Consider the following 13,451-nt stretch of genomic DNA (forward strand, 5'->3'; position numbering starts at 1 on the left):
TAAAAATAGCAAAAAGCTGCTACGCAGAATATTTACGTAACTGCTTTTTGTATGGTTTTAGTGGAAACTCCTATTGGTTCACTTTCGGACTTAACATTGTCCAGATTTTGGCGCCAAGAAAATAAGTTTTACCATTTTCAGAATACTTTATCAGCAAAGGATAATTTTTATAACGTGATGGTGAACCGGTTTTTTCGGAAGAGGCTTCAGAAGTAAAAACGATCTGCCTCACAGTATGAGTTGTTTCCGGAACAAGCGTTTCTACGTCAGAATCACTTCCGAGCTTGATCGATTTTTCCATCGTCACCGGAGACTTCACTTCTTCAGTTGTAAATGCTACGCTTCGTCCATCTATCCATACTTCATCAATTGTAATACTTCTTGCATTACGGATAAGCAGGTAAACATATTGCTGAAGCTTTGCACTTCTTTTTTCTTTGGAAGAGAAATTAGCACCTCCGCTTACTTTTTGTTGGTAGGCATACAATTTCACAACAGGATATTTTCCTGTATGCAGAAACGATGTGCAACAAATAAAAAACAAACCTGTTAAAATTGTTTTCATCTTTTTTATTTAGCCAGTTGATGCCGTAAAGAACAGCATTACACAAGCGTTAATTCGTTTTCACAAATTGTTGTACATGTTTGTATCTGCGGTTATCACTAATGATCTCAAGCAGATAACTACCTGTTGATAACGGACCAAGTGGTATTTTGCCATTTTGGTAACCTTGTGTGCGTTGTATCAATACCTGGCCACTTAAATTCATTATACGAATATGTAGAGTCTTAATGCCCGTTGCTCCGCCAGTCCTGAAATTAATATCTCCGGGTGTAATGGTTGGGAATACTGCATTAATGAATCGTTTATCGTTTACAACAACGTCAGGAACTGAAGTTGGCACATTGCCAATAACGGCATAGAACATACCATTACCATGTGTGCCTACAAGCAATGTATTATCTGCAGTTCGTAAAACAAGATCATTTACAATTGCACCTTGCATCATTGCTGGTCCTTCAAGTTGCCAGGTTGTAGACGCATTATTAATGGTTGTCGTACTGAATAAACCAATGGAAGTACCAACATAATACTCAACACCAGTTGTGGTAGCAACAATGGCGCATGATCTGAAAGATGCCTGATTGATTTTCGTTCCTTCAACTGCTTGCCAGGTTGGAGAAGCAGAAAGGGCATTGCCAGTCCAGAAAGCACTTACCGCTCCATAGTTTGAAATTACAGCTAACACTGTGTCCGGGTTACGGGGGTTTACGGCAATTTCACGAACCAATGAATTTGCTGTTATACCTGAAGGTGTAATATTTACCGGCGTTGTTGATGCAGCTGCATTCTTTGGATCTTGTATCCGGTATATTTTCGCATCGGCTGTGCCGATGAATAGATAGCTGTTAGAGTTATTATATGTGCCTCTTGAAGTTGCAAGAGAGAAAATACTTTCAGTTAGAGCTGCTCCTACTCCAGTCATTTCAGTCCATCCTGTTGTTGGAGTTACGGTAGAGGCAGTGGAAGTTCTCCATAAACGATCGTCGGCTGCATAGTACATTAGTTCTGTGTTATCGGGATCAAGGTGGTAATAGGTAACGAATTCGCCTTCCGGAGCGCTACTGGGATCGATTTGAATATCAGCCGTTGGCCCCCCTACATCAAAACGGGCCATGATTCCATTTTGTGCGGATGCATATAAAAATTGTTGATTGTTTGTACTTGCTGAAAGAGCAGTCATTCCTCCATCGCCGCCCAGAATACCAACATAGTGATCATTGGGGTCTGGTAAAGCAGGCCCAAACAGTGCTTTCGAATCTCGATAAGAGGTCGAGTTGTCTTGCGCTCCACCTGCAAATGTAAGTGAGCCTGCAGCAGGATCAATGGCAACATGATAATATTGGAAGGTTTGATATTGACTGTTTAAATTATCCCAACTCACGGGAGAAGATGTAATGTTATTAGAAACTTGTAGACCACCATCGTTACCCACAACAAACCGATTTGCATTTGTAGGGTCAAATGCAAACGAATGAAAATCTACGTGGCTAAATTGATTTGGATCCGTATAGGTTGTAGATACTAAGCCGCCGATAAATGTGGCAGTTTGAGTGGAGAATCCATCATTTGATTTAAAAAGATTTACACCTCCCGCAAGAACAATATTTTGATTGGAGGGATGGACTGCCAGAAGCATATTATAACCACCCTGAGTTTCCATATACTTTGTTGTACTGCCGTTTTGAAGTGCCCGTAAATTTGCCGAACGATTGCTGCTCCATGTTATCGCATTGAAATTAGTAAGGTTTGCCTGGAACAGATCTGCTTCTGATTGTCCTGATGAAGCACTCAGTGAGTTTTCGTACATCACATACAAAATATTTGCATTGTTGGGGGCAACTGCTAAAACAGTTCTTCCCCATCCCGTACCGTTTGTCATTGAAGGATTATATGCTTTCCAACCGGCAACCGAGTCTGGTTGCCCGTTTCCGCCGCCTGCGATTCGTTTCCAATCGCTTATTCCATTAGTTGACGCCCATACACCAACAGTATCCCTGTTATTATTTCTTCCCGAGAAACATGCATAATAACGGGAGCCGTCTTTTGAAATGACAATATCTGTTGCCATATCTTCAAGTTGTTGGTTCAAATCGAATACTCGTAATACATAACCGAATGTTGAATTGCTTGGCGCCACAAACCCATCGGTTGATACATAGATGTTATTAAAAGTGGCAACGTAAACGTAGCCACGATTGTCAACCTGTATATTAAAAATCATGTCAAAGACATTGTCAAGAATTTCTTTATAAGTGGTTCCGGTTGTAAAATTTATTCTGGTCCATGTTACTCCATTATTTGTGGATTTTAGAATTCCATTTCCGGAGGAGACGCCAAAGGGAGGTGCAGCATATGCAGCAGAGGCCCCTAACAACTCTCCCGTACCTGCATACCATGTATCCTGGAAACCGGGGCGGGGATCTTGTGCAAAACAATTCACGTTGCGAAGAACCGAAGTGTCAGGATGTACAAAAGTCCATGTACTGCCTCCGTTTGTTGAACGAAAAATACCCCCGGAAATCCCGGCTGCCAGAACAACCTGGTTGCCACGCATGTCAAAAGCAACCGCCCTGGTTCTTCCGCCATTTTGAGTAGGCCCAGCAGCGGTGTATGTATTAAGGATTGATGGACGAAAATTGATATCACTTTGCCTTTTTATAACTGAAGCAAGTATTTCTCTTTCTTTTTGGTAAATGCCCTTGGGTATTTGACCTGTAGCAGGATCATGCAACATCTTCCATTCATACTCCCGGCGTTTATATCCACCTTCTTCTTTTTCTTCTTCATCTTGTGTCAATAGAGTCAATGAATGATTCTTTTTTACTGACTTTTTTTGAGCGATCTGGAAAATAACCACACTTGTAATGAGTACGATTGCTGCAGTTAGAGCGATGTAAGCTGTTTTGCGCATATGATAGATGTTGTAATAATTAGTACAGTAAGTTAAGATTTTTCGACGGATATATAGTTGCTTTAAGAATAAGCAAGCTGTTGATTGAATAGTGGTTTGGAGTGCGTTTGAAGTTGAATCAGATCAGGTTTAGCTTTGCGGCGATCTTTACCATAGCAGCTACATTTTTCGCTTCAAGTTTCAGCAGAAGGTTTTTTCGGTGTGTTTCAACGGTAGTGCCACTTATAAAAAGTTTATTGGCTATTTCCTGGGTGGTTAATCCATCGGCAATCAGTTCCAGAATTTGTTTTTCACGACGGGTGAGTACGGGAGCATCATCACCTTCTTTTTTCTCCGTGATCATAGCTGCTTCATGACTCAAAAAAATACGGCCACGAACTACTGTTTGAATAGCAAACAACAATTCTTCTTTTGTAGCATTTTTTAAAACATAGCCCGACGCACCATTCTCAATCATCTTAGTAATAAAACTTTGTTGATTATATGTGCTGAGACCAATAATGGAAATGGAAGGATATTTTTCATTCACTTCTTTACAAAGGTCAATGCCGCTTTTATCGGGAAGGTTAATGTCCATAAAAATTACATCGGGCTGACGACCATTTAAAAAAGCAATACAGCTTTCAGCGTTCATGGCATGGCCCATCCACTCGAGGCCTTTTTCATGTTGCAAAAGCGAACGAATGCCTTCAATCACCATGTAGTGATCATCAACAATAAATACTTTTATACCGAGGTTCATCATTAGTTTATGCTGTCATTTCAATGTTTACCGATGTACCCTTGCCTGGTTGGGAATCAACATCCCATTTACCCTTTAAAAATTCAACACGGTTTTTAATATTACTCCAACCAATTCCTTTCGATTGTTTCAATACCGATGGATCAAATCCTTTTCCATCATCTTCGACCGTAATAGTTAATACATTTTCATTATAACTCAACTGCGTCAATGCATTTTTTGCAGCCGCATGTTTCATGATGTTGTTTAAAAGTTCCTGTACTATACGGTAAATGGTAACACTTTTTATTTGGTCGATCTCTTTGCCCTCTAAACCAATAGATTGATATTGTAGTTGCAAAGCACCACTTTTATTAATATCGTTACAAAAATCTCTTAAAGCGCTATCAAGTCCAAATTTCACTAATGCTTCCGGCATCATGCTATGAGCCACTCTGCGCATTTCACTAATGCTGCTGTCGAGCATATCAATACTTCGTCCAAACGCCTGCGCATTTTCGGGGGTCATAATTAAGTTTCCTTTCATATTGTTAAGCGTAAATTTTATGCCCGATAACATACCACCCAATCCATCATGAAGATCTTTTGCCATTCGTGTACGTTCCTGTTCTTCACCTTTTAATACGGCTTCGGTGGCAGCCAGTTGTTTTTCGGTTTCAAGTTCGGCAATGCGTTGCTGCTGTAAGTTTTGCTTTTGGCGGTAGTTGCGGTAAGATAAGATGGAAATAAACAACAACGTGAGGGCACTACCGATCAATAAATAGTTCAGAGTATTTTTTTGCTTTAATTCTGAGCGCTGTAGCCTGATCTGGTTATCCTTTCTTTCAGATTCATATTTTTTTTCGATGTCAATAATATTTTTCCGGATGTTGTTGTTATTAATGCTGTCGAGAATTAATTCTGATTGCAGCGCATACTGCTGGCCGGTAGCAACTTCCTGCAATGAAAAATGTATGCGGGCAAGTAAATCAAGTATCTTGGCTTTTTCCGTTAAAAGTTGCTCTTCACTTGCAATATTCAGTGCCGTTAATGCCATTGTTCGTGCAGTCTTGAAATCTTTTTGAAAGAAATAATAATTGGCTAAACCCCGGTAGCTTACGGCATTTGTTTCTTTACTATCCATATGTTTGGATAGTTCAAGCGCTTTTTCATAGTAGCCTTTTAACTGATCATATTCTCCTTTGTTATAACTCAGGTCGCCAAGGTTAAGCATTTGAGCAGCTTGCATTTCAATATGCCCTATATTTTTAGCGATAGTATAAACTTCCTGCCAGGCGCTCTCTGCCTTTGCATAGTTTTTCCGCTTTGAATAACTCATGCCAAGATTATTAAGGGCATTACCCAACCATATTGAATCGTCGGTTGCACGGAAGTATTTTACCGCCGCTTCTCCATAAATAATGGATCTATCATAATCTCTGAGATCATAATATAGTAATTGCAGGATGTCGTGAGCTTTCGCTTCCATCAAGCTGTCGTTGTTCCCTGTAAATACTTTTTTGCCTTCCTCGTAAAATGTAGCTGCTGTTTCATATTGGGATAGTAAACGGTAGGAGGTGCCGGTATTAAAAAGCGCTTTACCTAACATAACCGGGTCATTCAGTTTTCTTGCAATATCAACTGATCGTAAATTCAATAGCAAACTTGAATCAAACCTGCTTTGCAGGTTTAGTACATAGGTGTAGTTGAAAATATAACGGGCCTCTCCTTCAGGAAACTTTATTTTTTTACTCAGCGCACCTGCTTTGTTGTAATAAAATTTTGCAAGCTCCGGTATACTGTTTTCATACTGTTGTCCGAGGTTAATATACAGGTCCACAGCTTCCTTATTTTCCTTTGCAAGTGGTAATAAGTTCAACAGGCTGTCCTTATTCATGAATACCTGAGCGTGAGCAGTCGAAATCAGAAAAGCAGTAAAGAATAGTAGTTTTTTCATTCGAATTAAAGTAAACTAAAATTACTTTATCACAAATAAAAAAGACTATTGCCGTAATTGTTCTCCCCAATTTCCATGATTTAGGGATGAAAAAATCCTGTTTTTCCATGAAGTGCTGAACTCATTTGCAGTACTACGTTTACATTGTAAATCACTCTTACATGAAACCATTATTTCAAATTTTAATGCTTGGCCTATTAATAACAGGCAGGGGTTCTGCAACCGCACAAACAAAACAGCAAACCTTTCTTCAGATCACAGATGCGAGTGGCCAGCTTATTCGTGGCACGAGTTTGCAAAAGTTTTACGAAAGGCAGATCATCGTTACAAGTTTTTCAGGAATTACTGCCGGCAATGCACAGGTGCAATTTACAATGCCATCAGGTGGAGCATCGGCTACTTTGGCAACTCTCAGAGGTGGCAAGGAAACCATTCCTTATGCCGTGTTTACTGTCACTCAACCTGCCGAAGCAGGCCTCAATGTGTTATCAACCGTTCGTCTTGAAGTTATACGTGTAATGTCTGTAACAGATGCAAATGGCAGCACGAGTGTAACCCTGCAAGCCAGCAGAATAGGCACTACATATTTTCAAAATAATCTTAAAACGGGCATTCGCACAGTAAGTGGTAAAACAGGGTTCGACTATACAACCGGGCAAGCTTGGAATGCATTTTAAATTAACGGTTTATTACACTGACCATATTTCTTTCAGCAATAATTATCGACATGAAATACATTCTGCAGTTTTTCTTATTGTTTTCACTTTCCGTTTCAGCACAAAAGAAACCCGTTAAAAAAGACCCGCCTCCTTCTCAAAAAGAAATGAATGAAATGATGAAGGAAATGGAGGATGCGTTTAACAACATGAGCCCTGAAGAAAAACGATTCATGGATAGCATGGGCATTAAAATACCGAATGTAAAACAGATGAAAAAAACGGCTGATTTTGCAATGGCAAATTCTAACATGCAGCCCGACGTGCTGGTGCCAAAACGTGATGCAGTAAGAATTGTATCTATCTCAAAACTGCCATTAACGAAAACAGCTTTGCCAATTTACCTGCAGTCGGTTTATCAAAAATTGCAAAGCAGGTTTCCATCGTCAATGATTGCAAAAGCAGATGAACTGTATAACTCCATTAAAGCGAAATATGGTACATCAACGGCCGTTGCTAACGCTGCTGTGGGTTGCTGGGCCTTTGGCAAGGCAGCCCCGGCATTGCTTTTATTAAGTCGTGCCTGTGCCGATGATCCAACTAACAGCAATTGCCTCAACAATTTTGCTGCTATGTTGAGTATGTGTGGTGCAGAACAACTTTCACTTCCAATACTTAACTACCTCAATAAAGAGCATCCGCAAAACAGTACCATACTCAATAACATTGCTCATGCATGGTTTGGATTGGGTGATGTAACAATGGCGTCAAAGTATATCGATAGCACCATTCGCTTATGCGCATGGCATCCGCAGGCCAACCAGATAAAAGCTGCAATTGAAGAAAGCAAAGGCAACCATGGTGCAGCTATCAAATCAATGAAGCAGGCAATAAGCCGTATGCATACAAGTGATAAAGAGAGAAAGTTAAATGATCTCGGCTATGAATTAAAACCTGATGATATTTTTTTCAATCCTCCAAGAAAGAAAGATGAGTTGGGTTTATCGAAATTTAAATGGCCGTCTTTTCCAAAGAATGTGGAGGAAAGCAGGGTGACCCAGGTAGAGTGGGAGCAATTCCGGAAAGAATGCAACAGGATCGCCAGTGAACTTTCAGAAGAAGGAGTAGTGCTTGGTGCCGCTTTTCAACAGGGTTACCAGGAAAGGTTGAAGCATGATGCTAATGCGCCAAAAACAGGAGCCAGAACTTCAGCGGTATTTGTCAATCTTTCACCAAAGGCAGAAAAAAAATTGAGGCCACGTATTGATGAATTGCTGGCAATTGATCTGCATGATCCATTTGGTATTGCCGTAATTAAAATGCAGAGATATGTTGATAGTGTGAAAGAAATTGCTGGAAAAGAAATGCGGGAGCTGGATGAACAATTCAGAGGAAAGATGGGGGAAGGGTTGGGAATACCTGAGGCCTATTGCAGTGCATATGATGCAATAAACAACAGGTTGCTGATGTCTGCCAACAGTGTTATCGAATCTTTTTTTAAGAAACATCTTGATCGGGTTTACGCACGCATAAATGAAGTAGCTCACTATAATTTATACCGTGCGTTTCCGGAAGAGCTTGCATTAAACATCAACCTGGCCAAACAGGAATGGATAGCAATGTTGCGTGGTCCCATTGATAATATTGTGTTCAGAGATCCCACAACGCTCTGCAAAAAAGGCAATGAAAAACCAACTTCAAAGTTTGGAACGCTTCCCGATTACGATGAAGTGAATTGCCGCTATAAAAGTGAAATGAATTTTGGATATGCTTCCATTAAAACAGAATGTGGACGCATGATTGCCGAAATAGAAATTGATTTTGTAAAACTCGGCTGGGAAACCAAATCGGCCGACATGGAAGCGAACCGCAATTTCTTTGATGAATTTCAACGCTGCACAATAGAAGTATCTGCAGGTGAAGGCAAAAAATTTGGAGAAGGACCGTTGCAATTACAAACATCTGCAGAGGTTACTGGCTTTTTAGAATTTGATCGCACAGGATTGAAAGATGCTGGTGTAAAACTCACTGCAAATGTTGGTGTAAAAACCAATACACTCAATACAAAAGTGGAAACAGATATTGGTGAAGTAAATGTTGGACCAAAAGAACCTTCGGTATCACTTGGCGGAGTAAATGCAACCATTTCCATTAATAGCGGATTTACTGCAACAGGCAGCGGAATATTAAAGGGAGTTAAACTTTAATCAAAAACATCATCATGAAAACAACTTGTATTTTATTTTTTTTATTGTTTCACCTGGCAGCGTGCGCTCAACAACAAAGCTTTGACATTTTTACTTTTACGCCACCTAAAAAATGGACCAAAGCGGCAAAAGAAAATAGCCTCCTCTTTTCAACAACGGATAATAGTAAACGCACATGGGCACAAATTGATTTTGTAAAAAGTACTGCAAGCAAAGGAACCATTGACGCCGATTTTCAAAATGAATGGAAAGAACTTGTAATGAACCGTTACGGCGTGCAAGGCGAGCCGTTAGCAACAGACACACAAACCTTCAATGGATGGAAACTTTACACAGGGCTTGGAAAATTTCTTTTCAATAACGATACGTCAACTGTCCTGTTGAATACGTTCAGTGATGGCGTCAATTGCGCCAGTTTTCTTTTGTTGAGTAATACAACAACGTATGGACAAGTCTTGGATGAGTTTATTGCATCATTAAATGTTTCGTTACCCAATACAAATAAACCTCAGGAAAAACCGGTTGAGGAAATTAAAACTACTCCAACAAACGATGGCTTTACTTTCAACAGCACCAATTTCGATGATGGCTGGACGAGTGTGGTAAAAGAAGATTGGGTAGAAGCAACAAAGGGAAATATAAAAGTGTTGCTGCATTATCCCCGTGCAGAAGACAGTAAATATTATTCGCAATACGATGAACATGTGAATGTCTTCTGGAATTTATTGGTAGCACCACGTTATACCAATTTGCGGCAGTACCAAACACCGGGATATAATCATGCGTCGGAACCGGGACTTTTTGCAGCAGGTCTTTTAAACGACAATGCTACTAAAAGAGATGTTTGGGTAGCACTCTTCAGCAAAGGAAGAAGTGGATGGATAGAAGTGATTGCCCCTGACAAGAACAGCTTTGTACAGGCATTTGGTATTGATAACCCAGACAGGTATTTCAGCAACTGGGATCCGTTGTTGCGGTTAACAAGCATGAATCGTTTTGCTGTTGGTGAAAACGATCTGGTTGGTAAATGGTCGAATGAATTCTCTGGCTCCACTTCGTACTACAGTGTTTACACAGGATTATATACCGGCTCCACCACTTATGCATCAAGAGTGAATTATGTGTTTCAAAAAAACAAAACATACACATGGGATCTTGCTATGGGAAGCGGTGCAACAGGCACTACGATGAAAGTTGACCAGGCAAAAGCAAATGGCACATGGAAACTATTAAGCAACTGGCAGGTATGGTGCTCCGATATTGAGCGCAGACCCATTACTTACAACGCTTATTTTTCTTGTATAAAAGGAGCACGCATTCTTTGGTTGCAGGATGTGAGTTATGGCAGTTATACAGCTTATGGAAAAGTTTCGAATTAATTCTATCAAACCTTATACGATGAAGAAAATCTTATCAGCTCTGTTCTTAATAACCTGCTCGTGTATTGCTGCACAAGACAATGATTGTTTGAATCGTCAGTTGGCAAAGGCTGGCAAATGGACAAAACTATCTGAAACCGTTAAGTCCAATGCTTCAGACCTCGCCGTTCAACGCAGGTTTTACAATGCTGTGCACAATCCTTTGCAGGCGGCTTATCAGCCCAAAGGTTTGGATGCTGCGTATTCAGGCTCTTTTCAACCGGTGATGTACAGCCAACCAGTAGCCCATTATTGGTACACTCTGTTTGCAGAGCGCTATTTATGCGAAGGAGATGCACTGGTATTAAATAAATTCGACATCAGCAGCATCTTCACTACGGCATTCAATTACGTAAGCTTTCTTGAAATTTATGATACCACCGCTGCAGACAATAGTCTTGGCTTTCGTCCGCTGCGTGAAGGCTTTCCTGTTGAAATTCGTCCGGGTATCTGGCAGTTTAATGATGTGAAAACTTCATTGGGTGCCGGTAATGAGGGACTCACCAAACTTTGGTTAATTACTTATGATGGACAACTGCCCTGGAGCTTTGTAACACGCCGTGAATTTTTGTTGAAGCGGAAACGTTTTGTGCAAAAAGAGATGGCAGCAGAAGCACCACGTTTGAAAGATCAATTGGCAGGTTGGGAGCAGCAAAAAAAATACAAAGAGCAGGAATACAAGTCGGACCCTGCAAGGTTGGCCACTTACATTTCCGGTACCCATAACCCGGCCATTGAACGGGTGCAGGCATCTTATAAAAAATTAATACAAGGCTATGAAAACGCTTTGGCAAGATTGGACGAACAACTCTCAGCACCATCAGATGAATTAAACAAATGGGCCATCGTGATCAAAAGCACTAAGAATAATTTCGACTACGATTTTACCGACAAGATGGAACCATTTGCAGAATTGCTCACAAAACCCAATCCTACTTATTTCAAAAAATGGAGTTCAGCAGCTGTGCCGCAAATGATAACAGTAAGCATCAGGTACGATCCAAAAAATCCTGTGATGGTTGAGTTTGCAAAAGAAATGGAGAAAAACGTAAGCCTTGATTATCTTAAATCTTTCATCGGCAAAACAGCACCACCTTCATCTACGGTATCATCATCTGCACAAAATCAAGTTGGCGTTACTACCAATAAAGTGAGTACACCTGCATCTCCCAATCAAACTACATCTTCATCAAAAACCAATAAGGAAACAACATCGAAACCATTAACTCCGCAAGGTCCTTTAGCCAGTAATGGAATGTTTCTTACAGGTACATTAAGTGCACCGGCAGGGGTACCTGTTACTCTTGCTTACAATAATGGTAATGATCTCACCATCACGCCACCAAAAGGCAACGGAAATTTGTATACTACATCGCCCATACGATTTTCAAAATCTTTGAAAGAAGAGGAAGCGTATAATGTGATGCTGAAAAAAATTGCTTCCAACATGAAAGGCGTTGTGTATTATGGAAAAGGGAAAGCGCCGGGTGATGTAAATAAAATAAAAGTGGGTGTTGACTTCACCTATGAATTGCTCACACGCAGTTCAGATGATAAAATGATGAGTAGCTTTTATGAATCATTTGCACCTGCTATTGGCGGATTTCAAGGTGAAGAAGGCAGGTATGTTGTATTTGTATCAGGCACAAAAGATTTTGCAGGATCAAACGGCAAGTTCCGGCAAGTGTTTTGGCGTGACAGAAATACAGGTGTTACAAAAATGATTTCTGTTAGTGCAAGCGGTGAGCAAGGCAATGCTGATTGTGCAGAGCCTTCTGTTTCTGCCGATGGACAAATCGTTGTGTTTGAATCAAAGGCTACGAATCTTGTATCGGGCGATAATAACAATGTAAAAGATATTTTTCTTTGGAGAAAGAGTACAAACAGCATCGAGCTCATCAGCAAAGCAACAAACGGTGCTGCGGCTGATGCAGAAAGTTTTGATGCATCCATATCGGGCAATGGTAATTTTGTTGTGTTTACTTCACCCGCAACCAATTTAGCATCAGTACCCAAAGGCCGGTCGCTGGCCAATATCTTTTTGCGTGATATTCAAAAAGGAAAAACAGAAATGATCAGTGTTGATCCTGTTGCGAAAACAGGTGGCAATGGCTATAAAGGAAGTATTTCATTCGACGGGGCTCGCATTAGTTTTTGTTCTCCCTCCGGTACTTTGGTGACGAATGACAATAATAATTTGTGGGATATTTTCCTGTGGCAACGTGGACAGTCAGGATTAAAACGAATCAGTATGACTCATGATGGCAAAGAAAAAAATGGCGGCACTGAATCAGCTTCACGCCAGGTAGCTTCTTCCATCTCCGGCAATGGACGCTTTGTAGCGTTTGCCACCACTGCCAGCAATATGGTGCCCAACGACAATAATAAATTCCAGGATGTATTTGTGGTTGATGTAGAAACAGGGAAAGTAAATGTTGCCAGTTTTACCGATGATGGACAAGCTTCCAACAACGATAGCCCCATTGAACAAGGCGAGCGGGTTGCAATCAGTTACGATGGTACCTGGGTTGCTTTTCCAACAAAAGCAACCAATCTTGGTGCAGCAGCTTCCAACATAATTTTGCACAATACGGTTAGTGGTAAAAAAACGGCAGTGAGCAATGTTACGGGTAGTTATGTCGGGCGACCTTCCATTTCTTACAGCGGCAGTTATGTCATATTCGGTAAATCCGTCAATCTTGACAATCGCTTTTCCGATTCAGGCATTTTCGCACATTTTACAGGTAATGGTCCATGTCGGGACTGTAAAGAATGATTTTACGACTGATAATTTGGAAAGCAGTAGAAGGATTAGAATCGATTAAAAACAAAAAAGCCATGCGACTTGCATGGCTTTTGAGCGGTGAGGGCGGGATTCGAACCCGCGGTACAGAGTTACCCGTACGGCAGTTTAGCAAACTACTGATTTCAGCCACTCATCCACCTCACCGACTGAAATTTTAAGGGTGGCAAAAATAAAGATTCGCACCCATACAACCCAAAAAAAGAAAAGAGG

General features: G+C 40.7%; 8 protein-coding genes and 1 tRNA gene. 4 read left to right on the forward strand and 5 right to left on the reverse strand.

The annotated features are described in order from the left end of the window. Positions 1-70 precede the first annotated feature (70 nt). The 4 genes from WG954_RS08730 to WG954_RS08745 form a co-directional block, all read right to left on the reverse strand. A complete protein-coding gene (locus WG954_RS08730; RefSeq protein WP_340435578.1) occupies positions 71-565 on the reverse strand; it encodes a hypothetical protein in 495 nt (164 codons plus the stop codon). Between the two features lie 49 nt (positions 566-614). After that, positions 615-3,476, reverse strand: coding sequence for a T9SS type A sorting domain-containing protein (locus tag WG954_RS08735; protein ID WP_340435580.1), 2,862 nt, complete (start codon positions 3,474-3,476; stop codon positions 615-617). Between the two features lie 118 nt (positions 3,477-3,594). Beyond that, complete coding sequence (locus WG954_RS08740) at positions 3,595-4,221, reverse strand: response regulator (RefSeq protein ID WP_340435582.1); 627 nt, start codon at positions 4,219-4,221, stop codon at positions 3,595-3,597. Positions 4,222-4,225: 4 nt separating this feature from the next. Beyond that, a complete protein-coding gene (locus tag WG954_RS08745; protein ID WP_340435584.1) occupies positions 4,226-6,154 on the reverse strand; it encodes a tetratricopeptide repeat-containing sensor histidine kinase in 1,929 nt (642 codons plus the stop codon). 161 nt (positions 6,155-6,315) lie between these two features. Between WG954_RS08745 and WG954_RS08750 the strand changes: the two genes are divergently transcribed. The 4 genes from WG954_RS08750 to WG954_RS08765 are packed head-to-tail and all read left to right on the forward strand — an operon-like array spanning position 6,316 to position 13,211. Next, entirely contained in the window at positions 6,316-6,831 is a 516-nt protein-coding gene (locus tag WG954_RS08750) for a hypothetical protein (RefSeq protein WP_340435586.1), read from the forward strand. Between the two features lie 50 nt (positions 6,832-6,881). Next, positions 6,882-9,017 (forward strand): tetratricopeptide repeat protein, encoded by a 2,136-nt coding sequence (locus tag WG954_RS08755; RefSeq protein WP_340435588.1) that lies wholly within the window; start codon positions 6,882-6,884, stop codon positions 9,015-9,017. Positions 9,018-9,031: 14 nt separating this feature from the next. Next, the gene (locus WG954_RS08760; RefSeq protein WP_340435590.1) at positions 9,032-10,396 is read left to right on the forward strand and encodes a hypothetical protein; all 1,365 of its coding nucleotides are present in this window, start codon (positions 9,032-9,034) and stop codon (positions 10,394-10,396) included. 19 nt (positions 10,397-10,415) lie between these two features. After that, complete coding sequence (locus WG954_RS08765) at positions 10,416-13,211, forward strand: TolB family protein (RefSeq protein WP_340435592.1); 2,796 nt, start codon at positions 10,416-10,418, stop codon at positions 13,209-13,211. Between the two features lie 85 nt (positions 13,212-13,296). Here WG954_RS08765 and WG954_RS08770 read toward each other — a convergent pair. Beyond that, positions 13,297-13,385, reverse strand: a tRNA-Ser gene (locus WG954_RS08770). Between the last annotated feature and the right edge of the window lie 66 nt (positions 13,386-13,451).

The organism is Lacibacter sp. H375, from assembly GCF_037892425.1.
Lineage (GTDB): Bacteria > Bacteroidota > Bacteroidia > Chitinophagales > Chitinophagaceae > Lacibacter.